We start from the raw sequence: 17324 nt of genomic DNA, 5'->3' as shown, positions 1-17324 counted from the left end.
CTCACTAGTCATAGATTATGTAAAATGTACATTGAGATTTATTATCAATTATATTTCGGCTTAAACATCCTAATTTCCTGCAAATTTGTAATTTTTTCTGTAATCAAATATACTCAAATTTTTTTTTGAACAAAAGGGTCAGTGGTCTCAACAACTCTTTTTTCAATAAGATAAAAAGGCTGCACAGGATTCCCCTATGCAGCCTTCAACTATTAATATGGATCAGATTCGTGGCTTTTCTGAACAGCTTCTTTTGCTGCTTCATTGGCTGACAGTGATCCATGGCCATATTTTGATTTGCCTGATTCACGGCCAGGCACATTATCTTCATTCGACATAGCTTCCACTTCTTTCGTTCTTTTTTCAATCCCCTCTTTTACACGGCGGCCGTAATCTTCATCAGCTTGAGTGAAGTGCTCGATCATGGCATCCTGAATCTTTTTACTACATGCAGTTTGGGAAAATTTATGCAGTGTAAGAAAGCCGTCAATAATAACCCATTTCGGTTACTATGAAAAACATTTATCAGTATGTACCAAGGGGGATGTTTTTCTCTTTCCAACCACTCTATACCACGAGACCTTCTAGTTAAATCACCACTCGTCCAATGACCTTTGAGCAACACCCTAAACCAAGAAAAAACGCATCGATCCATTGATCAATGCGCTGGGCTTTAAAATATATTAATCACCAATAATCTTCATTTCTTTAAACGGGTAAAAAACGACCTTTGTTGTTCCTACGATATTTTCAATTGGGACGGCTCCGATGTGGCGGCTGTCTTTACTGTTCCTTCTGTTGTCGCCCATTACAAAAACATGGCCTTCAGGTACAACTTCAGCTCCAACAGCGGTCTCTTCCAAGGTAAACGATCCTGTCAGCGGCCCATCAATCAATTGCTTTTTGATGTCATCCAAATACGGCTCATCATATGGCTTTCCATTTATATAAAGGACGTCGTTTTTATATTCTACACGGTCACCTGGCAACCCGATCACCCTTTTAATGTAATCCTTCTCCTCGGTTGCATGGAAAACGACAATATCAAACCGTTTAGGTTCACCGACCTTTGTGACGAACATCCTCTCTTCGTTATGCAGAGTTGGTTCCATGGAAGCACCTTTTACTTCAATTGGAGTAAAGAGAAAGGCACGTATAACAAATGCCAATAATATTGCAATCAGGAAAGCCTTTATCCATTCCCAAAGTTCATTTCGCTGTTTTACCATAGAACTGCATCCTCTCTAAATTTTAATCTTTAAGAGCTTCCACATACTAGCATGGAATTCCTTCTTTCCATTATATCAATTTTTACAAAAAAAAGAGGCCGAAGCCCCTTTTTGTTGTTTAAAACTTATTTATTCACATACTGCATGAGCGTATCCGGGTCAAAACCAAGAACCCAGTTGCCATTCACTTTCGTTTGCGGCACACCCATCTGCCCAGTTTCTTCAACCAGCTTCTGTGCAGCTTGTTGATCGTATTGTACATTAACTTCTTTGTAGTTTAATCCTTGACCCTCAAGGAATTGTTTCATCATTGTGCAGTAAGGTCAAGTGTTTGTTGTGTAAACTGTAATATCATTCATTTTAAATGCCTCCTTAAAGTTTGTTATACCCTATAATGTATTATCCCAGTTATGCTAAATTTTTGCAAAAAAGATGCACCGGGATACCATTGTTTTTCCCTATTTCCACGAAAAAAAACAGGATGGGAGGTATCGTTTACATCACGGCAAGAACGATGATGAGCGAGGCAAAAACAATAATATTGTGAGAAAAACCTGATTTTCCCCTGCATCCCTAATTGTATTATATTAAGAGCCATCAGATAGGCCTGATCTTAAAATGCCAGGGATAAGATTCGTTTATCAATGCTGGATCATTACCACCGCAGCACTAATTCCCAATACGATTTGCAGCTTATCCAATATCGTGAGTTTCTTTTTCATCTTCCATCCATCAAAATAATGAGAATGACTTGATTGCTATGTTTATGCTGGCATGTTACCAGTTTAAAAACTACTTATGTATAAGCATCGAATGGTTATTGTCTTGGTGCCATCAGCATCACAGATACTCCTACCAGGCAAATTGCCGCGCCAATCCAATCGTATAAATCTGGAGTTTTCTTATCGATTCCCCATCCCCATAATACGGACAGAATAATGAATACCCCTCCGTATGCAGCGTATACTCTTCCGAACGACGGGAAGGCCTGGAATGTGGCGATGACTCCATATATAGCGAGCGCGAATCCGCCACCGATTCCCCAATAAAGTGGTTTTCCTTCCCTCAGCCACAGCCAGATCAAATATCCGCCGCCAATCTCAGCAATTCCCGCTAAAATGAACAATATAATGGCACTAAAGATGATTATCACTTCCTAATTGTGTTTGTAACTGTATTATAACTAAAAAATATGCTTCGACGACATCGCTGCATAATGTTATATAGCGGAAAAATTGATTATATAGCGAGTTTTTCTTTTTTATAGCGAGTTTTTCTTTTTTATAGCGACTTTTTCATTTTTATAGCGAGTTTAGGCTTTTTATAGCAACTTTTTCATTTTTATAGCAAATTGGAAATTTCATGCGTTTTTTCCAGTTTCAATTCTATTCATGATAAAATAAGGAAAACTGTTAAGGCGGGGTACTTATGCTGAATTGGCAGTATGTTCGAAGTGTCAGTTTGAAAGTGGATGAAGTACCTTCATTTCATTCATACCCATTTAATCTCCCCAGCTTTAAAAATTTGGATGAGATAGATTTACATCCAAAGGTGACATTTTTGATTGGTGAAAATGGGATGGGTAAATCGACTTTGCTTGAAGCGATTGCAGTGGGTCTTGGCTTTAATGCTGAGGGTGGTTCGTATAATTTCAATTTTTCCACCTATGACTCCCACTCAGAGCTGGGGAATTACCTGCGGATCGTAAAAGGAGTGGAACGGCCACAGGATGGATTTTTCCTCCGTGCGGAGAGTTTTTATAATGTTGCTTCTAATATTGAAGAAATGGATCGTGAAGTTATGGGAGGTCCAAAGGTCATTCATTCGTTTGGCGGGCAGTCTCTCCACGAGCAGTCACATGGTGAGGCTTTTTTCTCAACCTTCCTTCACCGCTTTCGCGGAAATGGTCTATACATATTGGACGAGCCAGAAGCGGCTCTTTCCCCGTTAAGGCAAATGTCGATGCTGACCCGAATACATGATCTTGTTAAGGAAAACTCCCAGTTGATTATTGCTACTCACTCCCCGATAATCATGGCTTATCCTGATGCCACGATATATGAATTCAGTGATGAAGGTATTTTTAAAAGAGATTTGGAAGAGACGAATCATTACCGGATCATGAAGCAATTTTTCGAAGACAAATCAAGGATGATCCATCACCTTCTGAGTGAGTAATCATCCTGGAATTAATCCTGAATAGCCTGTGTTAAAATGTAAAAAAGAAATAAAATTCCAGGGGGGAATTGGAGTGTATAGCAGTGGTTTGATCCTTGAAGGTGGAGGCATGAGAGGTGTCTACACGGCTGGGGTACTTGAATATTTTTTAGAAAATGATTTATTTTTCCCATATATCATCGGCGTTTCTGCCGGTGCGTGCCAGGGCTCTTCATATATTGCCAGACAGCCAGGGAGAAATAAGCAAGTGACGATTGATTATGTGACACATCAAGATTATATTTCTTATAGAAATTTGTTGTTAAAAAAAGAACTGTTTGGGATGGATTTTATATTTGATAAGCTTCCAAACGAGCTGGTACCCTTTGATTTCGAGACATTCAACACTGCCGCGGAAACCTTTCTGATTGGTACGACAGATTGCTTCACTGGCGAACCTGTTTATTTTAATAAAAATGATGTGCCAGAGGATATTCTTAAAATCATCAGAGCTTCCAGCACGCTTCCATTCATGGCACCTGCGATTGAGTTTAGGGGAAAAACCCTTATGGATGGCGGAATATCCGATCCGATTCCTATCAGGAAAGCAATGACAGATGGAGTCCAAAAAAGCGTGATCGTACTGACGAAGCCAAAAGGATACCGGAAGAAAAAGTCCTCCTTTTCTTGGCTGCCGCGTTATGTGTATAAAGACTTCAAAGGCCTGCACCAAGCGCTTGAAACACGCTATAAAATGTACAATGAAACGCTCGATTACATCGAAGCTCTTGAAGCGAAAAATGAAGTGATCGTCATCAGGCCATCAATGAATCTCAAGGTTGGCCGTGTAGAACGAAATCCAGATAAACTGACACAGTTGTATGAAGTGGGCTATGAAGACGCGAAGGAAAAATTCGCCCAGGTAAATGACTGGTTAGGTGCGTGATTCGATGAAGGTTACTGAAGCTCTGGAAATTTTGACAAACAGCCTTGTTAAGGATAAAAGAATTCAAGCCATCTTTGTGAAGGGTTCTGTAGGACGAGGAGAGCAGGATGAACATTCTGATCTTGATCTATACTGCCTTGTTGACCAAGATGACCTCTCAGATTTCCTTTTGAGCCGAATCGATCATCTAGAAACCTACGGAAAGTTGCTTTTTTATGATGATATTTATATCATCGCCCCGCAGATTATAGCAGTGTATGAAAATATGCTGCACGTTGATTTATTTACGGTTACCGAGGAGATTTTTGTTGAAAAGGACTATTTCAAAGTAATCTATGACCCGTATAATCGGCTGGAAAGATTTAAAGCTTCCCAAACTCTTCGTTTATCTCCAGAAGAATTTCAGGTCGCGGTCGATGATATAGCCTGGTTTCTATTTCAGTACAAAAAGTCATCTGTCCGCGGCAATGATTTATGGTCGGTGAATATGCTCAATCATGTGATGACTCACCTTGCGAAAGTGCTGCTTCACAGGTATCGACCGGAACGAGCACAGTTGGGTCTGAAGGCTTTAGAGTCCTCACTCCCAGATGCCATTATTGAGAACGTCCGTCAAATACAGGAAAACCTCACTCCGCAAAAACATCAGATTGCATGTGTACTTCTCCGTGACCTATTGAAAAAAGAATCTGACTGGATTCTTAATGAAGTCGGCAATCCTGATAAAATCTACCCGCTGTGGAAGCTAATGGTGGTGTGTTGACCATTGATCCTGCTGGCTTCAAATTGCTTGCCAGCAGGCTCCAGTGGTCCCCGCCCCACATCTATGCACCTAAAAAAACGACCACTCTCCATCGTTGGAGAGTGGTCCTTCACCTTAAAGCCTGACTCCTATGAATTTCAGTTCAGTCATTTCCTCGATTGCATATTTTACGCCTTCCCTGCCGAGCCCGCTGAGTTTTACACCGCCATATGGATAATTGTCCTGACGATAGACGGAGGCTTCATTGATCCAGACACCGCCCATTTCCAGTTTATCAGCTACCCGGTAAGCACGGCTTATGTCCTTTGTGAAAACCCCGGCCTGCAGACCGTAAATGGAGTCATTTGTATTTTCAATCGCTTCATCCTCGGTCCTAAACGGCATTACGGTGACAATCGGAGCGAACGCTTCTTCTGTTACGACCTTCATCTCCTTTTTGACATTCGTGATAATCGTTGGGTACACGATTGTTCCTTTTCGCTCACCTCCAGTTTCAATTGTTGCTCCCTGTTCTCTTGCTTCTTCTACCCATTCTTGGATTCTCTCAGCAGCATCCTCGTCAATCATTGGGCCGAAGTCCGTTTCCTCATCCAGCGGATCACCAATCTTCAGCTGTTCCGTTGCCTCTTTATACTTCATAAGGAACTCATCATAAACTTCTTCCTGTACATAAATCCTCTGTGCTGAAACACAAACTTGCCCTGAGTAGCCAAATGCAGCATTCACCAATCTTTCAACGGCATCATCAATTTCCGCGTCCTCAAAAACAATATTCGGCGAATTCGAACCAAGCTCCATTGTGACCTTCTTGAAACCAGCCGTATCTCGGATAATTTTTCCGACCGTCAGACTTCCGGTAAAAGTGATTTTCGGGACCTTTTTATGAGGGACAAGGGTTGAACCTGCCACTTTTCCAGTACTGAGCACCAGGTTCAGTACTCCATCCGGCAACCCCGCTTCATGGAAGAGCTTCGTCAGCATATATGCTGAAACTGGGGTTTTTTCTGCCGGTTTAAAAATCACCGTATTCCCGGCTGCAATTGCCGGAGCAATTTTATGCAGCGATAAATTCAACGGGAAATTGAAAGGGGTAATTGCACCAATTACCCCCATCGGCACCCGCTTCACCATTCCCATACGCTGGTCGCCGCGAAGTGCAGCATCCATTGGCAGCACTTCTCCTGTCATATGCTTTGAAAGTTCACTTGAAAACCGGATTACCTGAATGGATCGCTGAATTTCGGCTCTGCTATGCTTTATCGGCTTTCCTGCTTCTATTGCAACGACCCGGGCAAAGTCTTCCTTTTTATCCTCCAATAGCTGTGCAGCCCTAAGCAGGATATCTGCCCTCTCATGGGCAGGCATCATTTTCATCGTGTTGTTAAAAGCCTTGACACTGTTTTCGATCGCTTCCTCCATTTGTGCCTCATCTGCCAATTGCATTTCTGCTACAAGTTCACCAGTGAAGGGGTTTCTAACCGCCATCGTCTCTCCGTTGCTTTCTGTCTGTTCTACTCCATTAATAATAGAAGTAATTTTCATGACATCACCGCCTTTTCCTAGCATAAGATTTCACCTAGTTTCTCTGTTAGCTTCATATTTTCACTGTAATCCACTGGACAATCGATCAAGACCGGCTTATTCATTTCGACTGCTTTCTTGATGGCATCCTTTAATTGTCCGCCTTCTTCGATTCCAATCGCTTCAAAACCATACGATTTTGCAAGCTGAATAAAATCGGGATTACCAAACTTAATGTTGGAGGATCTGTTAAACTCTTTCATTTGTTTCCATTCAATGAGCCCGTATCCGCCATCTCGCCATAACAAAATAATGATCGGCAAATTTAGACGGACAGCTGTTTCAAGCTCAGCACTCGACATTTGGAAGGCACCGTCACCGACCACAGCAACAACATTCCTTTCTGTGTGCACCATTTTGGCCGATATGGCAGCTGGAACAGCAATTCCCATCGAAGCAAGGCCATTGGAAATCAGGCATGTATTCGGTTCAAAGGTATGATACATTCTCGCCATCCACATTTTGTGTGCCCCAACGTCCGAGATGACGATGTCCTTTTCGTTCATAACTGATCTCAAGTCACTGATGATTTTTTGCGGTTTTACCGGGAAGCTTGAATCATCTGAGTAGGATTGGAATTCATTCAATGTTTTTTCCCTTACACGGGATACCCATTTGTTTTCTCTGTCCCCGGCTGTGGTGACTTTCTCCAATTGTTTAAGGTTTTCGTTAATATCCCCTATGACACTGTGTTTCACTGGATAATTCGCGTCTGTTTCAGCTTCAGTTGTGTCGATGTGTAAAATAGGGCTTTCTCCATCTGGATTCCAGTTTTTCGGCGGATATTCTGCCATGTCAAAGCCAACGGCAATGATTAAATCGGATTGTTCAAAACCACAGGTAATATAGTCCTTGCCGCTGATACCTGCTGTCAAAAGGCTTAAGTCGTTTTTCCAGGAAATTGCTCCTTTACCCATAAACGTATGAACAACGGGAAGATTTGCTTTTTCCGCTAGACGTCTGAGACTATCCTCAGCCTGTCCTCTTTCCACTCCCATTCCTGCCAGGATCAAAGGGTGCTTAGCCTGTTCGATAAGCCGTGCTGCGTCCTTAATGACCCGTTCCCCCGCTTCCATTATTGTCGGTTCCATGATCTGAAGAGGACTGCCCTCCACATCCATCGCGGCAATATCCTCAGGCAGGTCAATATGTGTGGCACCAGGCTTTTCACCTGTAGCAACATCAAATGCCTTTCTGACCACCTCTGGAATGATTTCTGCTTTTTTCACCTGTGTATTCCATTTCGTCACAGGTTCATAGATTGAGACCAAATCATAATATTGATGTGATATTTTGTGCTGTCGGTCCAAACCTGCTTGGCCAGTAATGGCAACAATCGGACTGTGGTCCATATTTGAATTTGCCACCCCTGTCAAAAGGTTCGTTGCTCCTGGTCCAAGCGTCGCGAGGCAGACTCCCGGTTTACCGGTAAGTCTTCCATATGTCCCCGCCATGAAAGCGGCATTGGTTTCATGCCTCGTCACGATGAACTCAATACTGGAATCAAGAAGCGCATCCATAATATCTAGATTTTCTTCTCCAGGAACTCCGAAAATGTATTCTACACCTTCACGTTCCAAACACTTGATCAGTAATTCTGCGGCTTTCATATCAACACTCCTTAAATGGAATTTACCATGATCCTCTAATTGTCTATTCCACGCAGGTTCCCGATTAAACGTTACGCCTCCCGAATAAAAAAAGTGCGTACACCCATGGTGGATGTACGCACTTTTTTGTTTTATTTAGATTTAGGCTTGTCCTTCACCCTTGGATTTTTGTCCTGGGGCAAACCAGCCGATCAGGGCGATTGCTACCAATACACTGTAGAAGATAGTTGTCCATAATGTACTGTGAGGGAAATCATGATCCAAAATACCAATCTTCTCATGAGCAAGGGTAATAACGGCCAACTTCACACCGACCCAAGCAACGATTGCATAAGCAGTTGTTTCCAATGCAGGGCGCTCATCCAGCAGCTTAACAAACCAGGTTGCTGCATATTTGATCAGGATCAGGCCGGCGACTCCCCCAAGAAGTACTACGAGGAATTTACCACCATCCATACCGCCAAAGTTTCCTAGCGGTGAGTCCGGAAGTCCTAGTGCAAGCGCGACTGCAGCAAGAATTGAGTCAATTGCAAAGGCAAGGTCTGCCAATCCGATTTTGCCCACAGTCGGCCAGAATCCCAATCCTCTTGCTTCTTTCTCATCCTCTTTATGTATGTCCTCATTTTTCGCACCAAATTTAGCTTGGATGACATGCTTTAATCCAAGGTATAATAGATACGCTGCTCCAATTGCCTGTACCTGCCAGACATTTGCAATATAAGAAATCGCAAATAGTGCACCGAAGCGGAAGACAAACGCCATGAGTATTCCATAGCTGATCGCCTTTTTCTTTTGATCATCAGGTAAATGTTTAGCGATGATTGCCAATACTAGAGCATTGTCAGCCGATAACAAACCTTCCAGACCGATCAAAATTAATAATGCCCAGGCATATTCAAGCCAAATTGATTCCATAAACCTCTCTCCTTCCTCATTGGACCCAGGCTTTTTCCGTAATTCATCCACTTTACATACGCATTTTGGGGCTGCAAGGCCTAGAGCATTTTAAAGCAATAAGAAGAATTTATCGAAAAACTAACCCAGAAACCTCTTTTGTCGTTATCAATAGAATGACCCATAAAACCTCGGGCAATCCGCACAATTTACAGAGTCCCATTCTATGTAACCTACATTTATCTATTTCAATATACCTTTTAGAAGGTATAGATAAACTTACATTATCGACTATAATACTCTATATTTTTCCGAAAAAATATTCAACAATTATCTCTTTTTTTCAGCAAAAAAGAAGCTCGTCCAAAATATTGCACAAACTTTTTTTAGTTGTGTATCTTGGATTGTTTCTTTAATGCCATACCAAGTGCCATCACCAGAAGGACGAGCTGCAAGCAGTAAAATATAAAGGAAAAGTTTGATTTTAATGCCAGACCGACGAGCACCGATGAACTGGATAAAAGTATCATTCCCACAATTGCCCCATTGCCCTGCCTTTTGGATCTGTTTTTCCAGATAAAACCCGCCGTCGAGATGATGAACACAAAGGTTATAGCGGAAAAAACAAGCTCCACAAATGACACCTCTTTTTAAAATTTTATCAGACTTCCCAATTATATCATTTTTTTCAGAATGTGTTGTATAAATTAAAGTTGCGCGTGAGAGAACCCCTGCATAAAGGTATCTTTTGACTTGAATGGTACCCTTATATGTGTGAGAACTCCTGCATAAGGGCATCTTTCGGCTTGGGAGGTACCCTTATGTGTGTGGGAACCCCTGCATAAGGGCATCTCTTGGCTTGAATGGTACCCTTATGTGGATCAGAATCCGTGCATAAGGGTATCTCTTGGCTTGAATGGTACCCTTATGTGGATCAGAATCCGTGCATAAGGGTATCTCTTGGCTTGAATGGTACCCTTATGTGTGTGAGAACCCTTTCATAAGGGTATCTTTTGACTTGAATGGTGCCCTTATGTGTGTGGGAACCCCTGCATAAGGGCATCTTTCGGCTTAGGAGGCACCCTTATGTGTGTGTAAACCCCTGCATAAGGGTATCTCTTGGCTTGAATGGTGCCCTTATGTGTATCAAAATCCGTGCATAAGGGCATCTTTTGGCTTCAATGGCACCTTCCATGCTAAAAGAACTCCTGCATAAGGGCATCTTTTGCATGGAAGGTGCCTTTATATGGGCTATGGATCTAAGGTTATCCATCATATCTCTATTAGCAAACCCTCCGTCTTATCGACTGGTTTTACAAGCCCCTACTATATATCGACTATATCCGACATCTTTCGCTAACAAGGTGTTATCAAATGCTAGCAATCAGCAACACCTCGCTATATTTCAGGTGAGACAGTTAAAAATCCTCCTGGTGTGACTTATTCATTTGCCTTCTTTTTTGCTTTAATTGGCTCACTTTATTGTTGCGCTCTAATGTTGTTTTTGGATGAAAATGATGAACAACTTTCAGTTTTCTTTCTCTTTGCCAGTCATGATCATCTTCATCAAATTCATTTATCAAACGGGCTGCTCGTATTTCGTTTTTAGCTGTCACAACACGCTTGCTTGGGCGTCGTTTACTTGAATGACCACTTCGGTGAAACTTTGGATTCATTTCAGTACACCCCCTGCTTATTATCCCCTCACCCATTATTTTACCATGGCCATAGTTGTCCCATTAATAAATATTAAATGAATAATGATTGCTTAAATATCCGGTATTTCCATAAGAAATGAAAGCTTACCTGCCGTTTCAAATTAAAAAATAATATCTTCCTAAAAAAACCTTTTCATGAGTGTAATTTTACACTATATTGTATGTAAGGTAAACATTTCTAAAAAGGGGGATATGAATGAATAAAAATGAAGTGCTTTTGAGTGGCATTGGAATTGTCGCCTTGTTACTTGTGGCCTGTATTGGTTATCTTTTATTTGCTGATCGTGATGTTTATACATATCATACTGGGCTTGGAAGCAAAATTGCTATCTCGAATGATGATCAGCAAATAGCCTTTTCTATTTTTAACAACGGCAGTGAGGCAATTTATACAGCCAAAATGGATGGATCGGATGTCCATAGAGTAAGTAATCCGGTTAAGGCGTATCATCGTCAGCCAACATTTTCGCCTGATGGCAAGAAGATTTTGTATTTATCACAGAATCGTAACCGAATTCAGTCTCTCTACATTGCCAATAGTGATGGCACAAATCCTGAAAAGCTTTCCAGGAACACTCAGCATGTAACAGAGGCCATTTTTTCAGATGATAATCAGACGGTTTTCTTTGCCAGCACAGCAGCTGAGAATGTAAACAAGTCTGAAGGGGAAACTCAGGATGGTTTGGACCTTTTCTCCGTTAAAATTGACGGCACAGAAATGGAGCAGCTGACTGACAGGGACTTTTATACGATGGAGAGTCTTTATTACTCAGGAAAAGACAAACAAGTGATTTTTAAGGACTACAATGATACGAACGCCTTTGATCTCGAAGATCGTCGAGTGTATATGGCTGATTTCAGCAGTGAATTGCCAAAGGATTACTTCAATATGGAAATTTCACCTGATAATGGATTGGTCGCTTACACGACGGTTTCTGAGGAATCGAAGGACTCTTCACTGTTTGAATATGATTTATATCTTAAGAATTTGAAGAACGGTGACACTCAAAGATTAACAGACTTAAATTCATCTGTTGTCTCACCTGTTTTTTTAAACGATAAAAAAGAAATCCTCTTCCTGAAATATGTCAACTGGCCAAAGGAGCCAGAGGAATATAAATTGATGACAGTAGACTTGGAAACAAAGAAGTTGAGAGAGATTGCGCTGAAACTGCCTGAACTTAAGAGGGACAATTTTGTGATGATGAAGGCAGTTGATAATTCCGTAAACGGCTGGACACTAGGTATCTTGTATACGGTCCTATTCATGTTGATCACACTCTACATCAAGCCGAAAAAAGTATTTACACCGGCATTAATTAGTCTTGGAATCGGAATGCTGACGGTTGCCGCAAGCTTTGTATTCGCATTTATGATGGATCCATGGGCGGGAATTGGCGTCGGAATGCTTGCTGCCTCACTATTGGTATGCAGTGCGGTTTTGTTCATCTTTGCCTTGATTCTGAAGTTGTATCGTAAAGGAGCGAAGTAATCATGTCTGATTCTGTAGGTACCATTTTGACCATTTTGCTGAACATTGCCCTATTCGGAACGGGGAATTATATTGCGGTGAAGCTTTCTCAAGGGAATATTAAAAAACGTCTTTTGGCCGGTGTACTTTTTCTTCTTTGCACACCCATCATCTTTTTCAGCACACTCTATCTCGGTTTTACATGGGATGACACCGGTTGGGGTGCAGGGACTCTGGCTGTTATATTTACCGGGCTTTATATATTGAATGGATTGGTCGTGTTATTGTCCTCGATTCATCTTTATTTCAGAAAGTAACTTGAAAGCATCATTACCAAACCATATTCACACTCTTACACACCAAAAAAAGCTGCCAATGGCAGCTTTTTAATCTTTCTTTTGGTCTTTATCGTCTTCCCTGAATTCCTTTTTGATCTCATCTGTTATTCCATCTGTCGCATTCTTAAATTCCCTCATTGACTTGCCGACTGCTCGTCCGATTTCAGGGAGTTTGTTTGGCCCAAAGATGATCAGTGCAATCACAAGGATGAGAATTAACCCTGGAAACCCTATATTTGAAAGCATTCTATCTCTCCTATTAAAAAAGGTTACTTCTATTATAACGAAAAACGTTTGCGTTTTGAACCCAAACTCTTTTCTACGAATGAAATCCGTTGTTTGGCAAAGAATAACGTTGATATTTTTTTCAAAAGGAGAGATATAAATGAAATGGAGATCGATATTTTTTTGCTTATTTTTAATGGCGGGAATGGCCGGAACTGCACAGGCACAAACCCAGCTGCCAGCTGACTTTGGAGCAAAGGGGGCACTTCAGGATTCATCGATTACACTGGATGAAGCCCTTGTTTACGCAATCCAGGATGAATACCTCGCCCAGGCCCGTTATGATGCCGTCATCGGGAAATTTGGCAGCATCAGGCCATTCACCAATATCAAAGCAGCTGAGCAGCAGCATATTAATGCCCTTTTGGCTTTATTCCAGAAGTATAATAAACAAATTCCAGAAAATAATGCGAAACAATTTGTAACAGTGCCTGAAACATTAAAAGATGCGTTCAACCAAGGGGTTCAAGGTGAAATCGACAACATCGCAATGTATGATAAGCTTAAAACGATACCTGGCCTCCCTGAAGACGCTAAAACGGTATTCACCCAGTTAGGGAATGCTTCTAAAAACCATTTGAGAGCGTTTCAAGCAGGCGCAGAGCGGAATTAAGAAGGCTTATACTCTTTGTAAAAATAAACAGGATTGAAAGGAGATTGGAGCTGGCTCCCATCTCTTTTTTGTATTTCTATCTGAAAAATATACTAATAAATAGAGGATTCTAAGAGTTCGCATCTAATTAACTTCTTAAAAAGGAGGAATAGATCCATGAATCCATTTGTATTTGCTTGTATTGCTCCCCACGGAGGCGAGATTATTCCTGAACTGAAGGGATTAAATCCTGACCGTATGGCTGTCACCAGAGAAAGCATGGAAAAGCTGGGTAACTATATGTCTTTGGCTCGTCCTGATTGTATTGTTGTCCTCACCCCGCATGGAACAAGAATCAATGGCAGATTCTCGATTTCTGATTCTGAAAAGATGATGGGCGGCTGGGAAGAGAATGCTGTATATTATGAGATGGAAAAATTCGTCGAACGGGACCTGGCGAGGAAAATTGATGAAGAGGCAAATAAAAATGATATCCTGTCTTCCACTATTAATTATGGGACTTCGAGTGGCCCGATTTCCTGTCTGCAATTGGATTGGGGAGCAATCGTGCCGCTCCGTTTCATGCCCGATGTCCCTATTGTAGTAATCACTTCTCCAAGAGAGTTAAGCTTCGATGATCATTTTAAATTCGGTCAATCACTTCGAAACGCAGTTGCACAATATAATGGACGGGTCGGGTTGATTGCCAGCTGTGATTGGTCCCATACTCATGATGAAAAGGGACCATATGGTTTTCACCCTGCAGCGAAAGAATTAGATGAACAGACAGTCCACTTAATTAAGGCAAATGAATTAGAAAAAATGGCAGAATTCAACTCAAGCTTTATTGATGCTGCAAAACCAGATGGCATCTGGCAGACACTAATCCTGGCTGGAGCCATCCCTCCTGAAGAACGTCATGTAGAGTTCCTGTCATATGAAAACCCAACTTATTTTGGATTAATTTGCGCAGCGTATTTTACAAATGAAGAAACCCAGTGATGATCACTGGATTTTATCATTTATATCAGCCTTTATTTCTTGTATGAGTTTTTCTGATAAGTCTGCAGGAAGAGACGACCCATTTTCAAACACCCAGGCGTTCATTAACTCAAGGTCCGACTTTTGAAAGGTTAACATATACTGTTTCTCTTCATAGGTGATTTCAGCTGTTATATGCTCCTGGTCATAGGTTTCATCATCAATAATCATATTTGTAATCGAATATGGTCTCATGTTTCTACTCCTTTTTGGGGTATTGGCTTAGTAAAAGAATACCCTTAAAGTTTGTTGTTTAACATGATTTCGCCGTTCAAACAGGAATGGACGCATAGCACCTAGTAGAGAAGGACCACCAATGGGCGGTCCTTCTATCAATAGTAATGTCCTTTCGATGTCTGTTCAAAAACCTTCCAATGTCCATTCATGACAGATGAGTGAAAATTCATGACGATAAAATTTCTTGTTGCTTCCTCGTCCTTTGTCTGAATAAAAAAAGTGTCCGAACCCCGATAATCAACTTCTATTACTTCAAGTCCCTGGAACGTTCCGTCTTCTGAAATAAAGTGTTTCAAAGCTCTTTTTTCATTAAACTCATAATAAAGGTTATAAGGTCCCATAACAGAAATCATAAGGAACAAAAACAACATTATTATTAGGATTTTTTTCATATTCTACCCTCTAACTAGCTTCTTTTCTAACGTGACTATGTGAAACTAGTGAATGAAATTCAATACTCGCACTTAGTTTACATAATAAATTTATAACAAACTTATTCTACGAAAACTCATTATGCAAACCATTTAATATAAACTCCCACCGCAATAAAAGAAAGTAGAATGACAACTATGTAAATGACGGAAAGGTTCGTTGTATTCTTTTTTGCAGCATTCCTGTAGTCTGCATCCCCTTTGCCGAACAGCATTATTGTTAAAAGCAAAGCGCCTATAACAATGATAACAACCAAAACAAGTCCAAGAGTCATGATTACACCTCTGATTCCAAATATATTCTCCTATAATTATAACCCTTTTTCTCTTCTCGGAGGGTTAAAAAGAATCATTAAGACTTTATTAGTTGAGAACCGCCGACATTTGAGGCTGGCTCTGCTTTTACCTGCTTTAATGTTGCTACGATCAGAAAACTTACGATGACCAACAAGAGCCAAGAACTCACTTTTCCAAGATGAACAAGGCTCCATGCTTCCATTTGATTTAGGTATTGCCAGGCACCGAAAAACGTGGCGATATTTTCTGCTACCCAGATGAAGAATCCGATTAGGACAAAAGATAAAGCAATTGGCATACGATACTTGATTCCGCCAACTTCATATGTAACCCAGGATTTCCAAAAGACGATCATTACCATAGCCGATAACCACCAGCGAATATCCAGCCAGAAATGATGGGTGAAAAAGTTCAAATAGATTGCAGCACCTAATGGAACAACTAGCAGAAACGGCGGCCAATCAACGAGTTCAACCTTCAGCCTCCTCCATGCCTGGCACAGATAACTCGCCACACTGGCATACATGAATCCGCTGTATAAAGGTACACCAAATACTTTCGAGTACCCCTCCTCTGGATATGTCCATGAGCCCATATTTACCTTGAAGATTTCAAGTGCCAGCCCAATGAGATGGAATAAGGTTATTACCTTGAGTTCGTCCCTGGTTTCAAGACGGGAACGTACCATCCACCATTGCATCAATAGGAATATTAGCAGCAGCCAGTCATAACGAGGTAAGAGTGGGAGTTCTATGATTTTTGTGATCGCCAATGAAGCAAAGATCACTACAGGAAACAAGCATGACAGTGCCTGTTCCCAGCCAAAACGCACAAGCTGAATGATTGTTCTCATTGTTAATGCCTCCACTCTTATTCTTGAATATCTCCACCACTCTGATATTCCAATATATCCCCTGGCTGGCACTCCAGAGCCCTGCAAATGGCGTCCAAAGTAGAAACCCTGATAGCTTTTGCCTTTCCATTTTTTAAAATAGAGAGGTTCGCCATGGTGATTCCAACCTTTTCGGATAGCTCCGTTACGCTCATCTTTCTCTTAGCCAGCATTACATCAATATTAATTACAATTGCCATTGTTATCACCTCAGACTGTTAAGTCGTTTTCCGACTTTATTTCTATGGCATGCTTCAAAAGCTTTTCGAGGACTGCGGCAAAAGCAGCGATCACGATTGGAGCAAAAGTAAACACCATTCCGATAAGGATGACACCGGGAGCATCGTCCTTCTCACCGATCAAATAGAATAATGGCATGCTTGCAAGATATAAAATACTGATTGCAACGGCACAAAACTTGATGTTTTTCAACGCTTTTACAGACCAATCCGAAAATGCTATGTCCTCATCAATATAGCCTAACAGCAGGAAAGCCTGATACAGAGCGATAAAATAGGGAATCGCCGAAGCATACATCACCCCTATGATGGGATACAAAAAATTAGCAAGCACCCAGTTGCCTTGCGATGCATCTCTGATCAGCCAGGGCAGAAAAATAAAGCACGCCGCCAGTACTGGGACTGCCAGAAGGAAAACAACCACCTTTAAGAACAATGTTTCACGTTTCATAAAAGCACCTCATTCACTTAATGTCATATTGAATTTAACAAATTATTTATCGTAAATCAATATATTATTTGTGTATATCATTAAATATTTATTGTGTTTGCAAAAAAATGGGCATTTCTCTATGTAAAGAAATGCCCACAACAATTATAATC

Annotated in this window: 22 protein-coding genes and 1 pseudogene; 7 read left to right on the top strand and 16 right to left on the bottom strand. The window is 41.1% G+C overall.

Annotation, left to right across the window (positions count from 1 at the left end):
* Positions 1-212: 212 nt before the first annotated feature.
* From QNH36_RS10670 to QNH36_RS10655, 4 genes and pseudogenes are all read right to left on the bottom strand, one after another.
* Positions 213-449: pseudogene (locus QNH36_RS10670) on the bottom strand (catalase); the annotation flags it as partial.
* Positions 450-683: 234 nt separating this feature from the next.
* Positions 684-1229, bottom strand: a complete 546-nt coding sequence (lepB, locus tag QNH36_RS10665; RefSeq protein WP_144475862.1) for a signal peptidase I — start codon at positions 1227-1229, stop codon at positions 684-686.
* A 125-nt stretch (positions 1230-1354) separates the two neighbouring features.
* A complete protein-coding gene (locus QNH36_RS10660; protein WP_251541629.1) occupies positions 1355-1588 on the bottom strand; it encodes a glutaredoxin family protein in 234 nt (77 codons plus the stop codon).
* Positions 1589-2046: 458 nt separating this feature from the next.
* Entirely contained in the window at positions 2047-2373 is a 327-nt protein-coding gene (locus QNH36_RS10655; RefSeq protein WP_283905395.1) for a YnfA family protein, read from the bottom strand.
* Between the two features lie 284 nt (positions 2374-2657).
* Here QNH36_RS10655 and QNH36_RS10650 point away from each other — a divergent pair, with 284 nt between their 5' ends.
* The 3 genes from QNH36_RS10650 (at position 2658) to QNH36_RS10640 (ending at position 5095) form a co-directional block, all read left to right on the top strand.
* Positions 2658-3407: an AAA family ATPase gene (locus QNH36_RS10650; RefSeq protein ID WP_283905172.1), complete on the top strand. Its 750-nt coding sequence runs from the start codon at positions 2658-2660 to the stop codon at positions 3405-3407.
* A gap of 73 nt (positions 3408-3480) precedes the next feature.
* Positions 3481-4332, top strand: a complete 852-nt coding sequence (locus QNH36_RS10645) for a patatin-like phospholipase family protein (RefSeq protein WP_283905171.1) — start codon at positions 3481-3483, stop codon at positions 4330-4332.
* Between the two features lie 4 nt (positions 4333-4336).
* The gene (locus QNH36_RS10640; protein ID WP_283905170.1) at positions 4337-5095 is read left to right on the top strand and encodes a nucleotidyltransferase domain-containing protein; all 759 of its coding nucleotides are present in this window, start codon (positions 4337-4339) and stop codon (positions 5093-5095) included.
* 114 nt (positions 5096-5209) lie between these two features.
* On the opposite strand, the gene QNH36_RS10635 is transcribed toward QNH36_RS10640, so the two are convergent.
* From QNH36_RS10635 to QNH36_RS10615, 5 genes are all read right to left on the bottom strand, one after another.
* Positions 5210-6637, bottom strand: coding sequence for an aldehyde dehydrogenase family protein (locus tag QNH36_RS10635; protein ID WP_283905169.1), 1428 nt, complete (start codon positions 6635-6637; stop codon positions 5210-5212).
* Between the two features lie 17 nt (positions 6638-6654).
* Positions 6655-8286 (bottom strand): acetolactate synthase large subunit, encoded by a 1632-nt coding sequence (locus QNH36_RS10630; RefSeq protein ID WP_283905168.1) that lies wholly within the window; start codon positions 8284-8286, stop codon positions 6655-6657.
* A 141-nt stretch (positions 8287-8427) separates the two neighbouring features.
* Positions 8428-9201 carry a TerC family protein gene (locus QNH36_RS10625; RefSeq protein ID WP_251541639.1) on the bottom strand — a complete coding sequence of 258 codons (774 nt, stop codon included), beginning with the start codon at positions 9199-9201 and terminating at the stop codon, positions 8428-8430.
* A 309-nt stretch (positions 9202-9510) separates the two neighbouring features.
* Positions 9511-9978 (bottom strand): hypothetical protein, encoded by a 468-nt coding sequence (locus tag QNH36_RS10620; RefSeq protein WP_283905167.1) that lies wholly within the window; start codon positions 9976-9978, stop codon positions 9511-9513.
* Positions 9979-10598: 620 nt separating this feature from the next.
* Positions 10599-10856 carry a hypothetical protein gene (locus tag QNH36_RS10615; protein WP_283905166.1) on the bottom strand — a complete coding sequence of 86 codons (258 nt, stop codon included), beginning with the start codon at positions 10854-10856 and terminating at the stop codon, positions 10599-10601.
* 238 nt (positions 10857-11094) lie between these two features.
* On the opposite strand from QNH36_RS10615, the gene QNH36_RS10610 reads away from it, so the two are divergent.
* Entirely contained in the window at positions 11095-12390 is a 1296-nt protein-coding gene (locus QNH36_RS10610) for a TolB-like translocation protein (protein WP_283905165.1), read from the top strand.
* A gap of 2 nt (positions 12391-12392) precedes the next feature.
* Positions 12393-12686, top strand: coding sequence for a hypothetical protein (locus tag QNH36_RS10605; protein ID WP_144475873.1), 294 nt, complete (start codon positions 12393-12395; stop codon positions 12684-12686).
* 69 nt (positions 12687-12755) lie between these two features.
* On the opposite strand, the gene tatA is transcribed toward QNH36_RS10605, so the two are convergent.
* Positions 12756-12953 (bottom strand): twin-arginine translocase TatA/TatE family subunit, encoded by a 198-nt coding sequence (tatA, locus tag QNH36_RS10600; RefSeq protein WP_144475874.1) that lies wholly within the window; start codon positions 12951-12953, stop codon positions 12756-12758.
* A 139-nt stretch (positions 12954-13092) separates the two neighbouring features.
* Between tatA and QNH36_RS10595 the strand changes: the two genes are divergently transcribed.
* Positions 13093-13605, top strand: a complete 513-nt coding sequence (locus QNH36_RS10595) for a ferritin-like domain-containing protein (protein ID WP_144475875.1) — start codon at positions 13093-13095, stop codon at positions 13603-13605.
* Between the two features lie 156 nt (positions 13606-13761).
* The gene (locus QNH36_RS10590; protein WP_144475876.1) at positions 13762-14586 is read left to right on the top strand and encodes a DODA-type extradiol aromatic ring-opening family dioxygenase; all 825 of its coding nucleotides are present in this window, start codon (positions 13762-13764) and stop codon (positions 14584-14586) included.
* 3 nt (positions 14587-14589) lie between these two features.
* Here the strand turns inward: QNH36_RS10590 and QNH36_RS10585 are convergent, their stop codons facing one another.
* The 6 genes from QNH36_RS10585 to QNH36_RS10560 all read right to left on the bottom strand — a co-directional run bounded on the left by QNH36_RS10585 (position 14590) and on the right by QNH36_RS10560 (position 17172).
* Positions 14590-14820, bottom strand: coding sequence for a hypothetical protein (locus QNH36_RS10585; protein ID WP_144475877.1), 231 nt, complete (start codon positions 14818-14820; stop codon positions 14590-14592).
* Between the two features lie 137 nt (positions 14821-14957).
* A complete protein-coding gene (locus tag QNH36_RS10580) occupies positions 14958-15254 on the bottom strand; it encodes a hypothetical protein (protein WP_283905164.1) in 297 nt (98 codons plus the stop codon).
* A 119-nt stretch (positions 15255-15373) separates the two neighbouring features.
* Positions 15374-15568, bottom strand: coding sequence for a hypothetical protein (locus tag QNH36_RS10575; RefSeq protein ID WP_144475879.1), 195 nt, complete (start codon positions 15566-15568; stop codon positions 15374-15376).
* 77 nt (positions 15569-15645) lie between these two features.
* Positions 15646-16443, bottom strand: coding sequence for a DUF817 domain-containing protein (locus tag QNH36_RS10570; protein ID WP_283905163.1), 798 nt, complete (start codon positions 16441-16443; stop codon positions 15646-15648).
* 17 nt (positions 16444-16460) lie between these two features.
* Positions 16461-16682: a helix-turn-helix domain-containing protein gene (locus tag QNH36_RS10565; protein ID WP_144475881.1), complete on the bottom strand. Its 222-nt coding sequence runs from the start codon at positions 16680-16682 to the stop codon at positions 16461-16463.
* 10 nt (positions 16683-16692) lie between these two features.
* Entirely contained in the window at positions 16693-17172 is a 480-nt protein-coding gene (locus QNH36_RS10560; RefSeq protein WP_144475882.1) for a DUF2975 domain-containing protein, read from the bottom strand.
* Positions 17173-17324: the final 152 nt, after the last annotated feature.

Origin of the sequence: Mesobacillus sp. AQ2 (genome assembly GCF_030122805.1) — a bacterium.
In the GTDB taxonomy this organism is placed as follows: domain Bacteria; phylum Bacillota; class Bacilli; order Bacillales; family Cytobacillaceae; genus Mesobacillus; species Mesobacillus oceanisediminis_A.
This window is presented reverse-complemented; position numbering and strand designations above follow the sequence as displayed.

Bases quoted from the DNA above. Each gene is read 5' to 3' on its own strand.
- lepB (WP_144475862.1), bottom strand. From the start codon at position 1,229: ATGGTAAAACAGCGAAATGAACTTTGGGAATGGATAAAGGCTTTCCTG.
- QNH36_RS10650 (WP_283905172.1), top strand. From the start codon at position 2,658: ATGCTGAATTGGCAGTATGTTCGAAGTGTCAGTTTGAAAGTGGATGAA.
- QNH36_RS10640 (WP_283905170.1), top strand. From the start codon at position 4,337: ATGAAGGTTACTGAAGCTCTGGAAATTTTGACAAACAGCCTTGTTAAG.
- QNH36_RS10635 (WP_283905169.1), bottom strand. From the start codon at position 6,637: ATGAAAATTACTTCTATTATTAATGGAGTAGAACAGACAGAAAGCAAC.
- QNH36_RS10630 (WP_283905168.1), bottom strand. From the start codon at position 8,286: ATGAAAGCCGCAGAATTACTGATCAAGTGTTTGGAACGTGAAGGTGTA.
- QNH36_RS10625 (WP_251541639.1), bottom strand. From the start codon at position 9,201: ATGGAATCAATTTGGCTTGAATATGCCTGGGCATTATTAATTTTGATC.
- QNH36_RS10620 (WP_283905167.1), bottom strand. From the start codon at position 9,978: ATGCCCTTATGCAGGAGTTCTCACACATATAAGGGTACCATTCAAGTC.
- QNH36_RS10615 (WP_283905166.1), bottom strand. From the start codon at position 10,856: ATGAATCCAAAGTTTCACCGAAGTGGTCATTCAAGTAAACGACGCCCA.
- QNH36_RS10610 (WP_283905165.1), top strand. From the start codon at position 11,095: ATGAATAAAAATGAAGTGCTTTTGAGTGGCATTGGAATTGTCGCCTTG.
- QNH36_RS10605 (WP_144475873.1), top strand. From the start codon at position 12,393: ATGTCTGATTCTGTAGGTACCATTTTGACCATTTTGCTGAACATTGCC.
- tatA (WP_144475874.1), bottom strand. From the start codon at position 12,953: ATGCTTTCAAATATAGGGTTTCCAGGGTTAATTCTCATCCTTGTGATT.
- QNH36_RS10595 (WP_144475875.1), top strand. From the start codon at position 13,093: ATGAAATGGAGATCGATATTTTTTTGCTTATTTTTAATGGCGGGAATG.
- QNH36_RS10590 (WP_144475876.1), top strand. From the start codon at position 13,762: ATGAATCCATTTGTATTTGCTTGTATTGCTCCCCACGGAGGCGAGATT.
- QNH36_RS10585 (WP_144475877.1), bottom strand. From the start codon at position 14,820: ATGAGACCATATTCGATTACAAATATGATTATTGATGATGAAACCTAT.
- QNH36_RS10580 (WP_283905164.1), bottom strand. From the start codon at position 15,254: ATGAAAAAAATCCTAATAATAATGTTGTTTTTGTTCCTTATGATTTCT.
- QNH36_RS10575 (WP_144475879.1), bottom strand. From the start codon at position 15,568: ATGACTCTTGGACTTGTTTTGGTTGTTATCATTGTTATAGGCGCTTTG.
- QNH36_RS10570 (WP_283905163.1), bottom strand. From the start codon at position 16,443: ATGAGAACAATCATTCAGCTTGTGCGTTTTGGCTGGGAACAGGCACTG.
- QNH36_RS10565 (WP_144475881.1), bottom strand. From the start codon at position 16,682: ATGGCAATTGTAATTAATATTGATGTAATGCTGGCTAAGAGAAAGATG.
- QNH36_RS10560 (WP_144475882.1), bottom strand. From the start codon at position 17,172: ATGAAACGTGAAACATTGTTCTTAAAGGTGGTTGTTTTCCTTCTGGCA.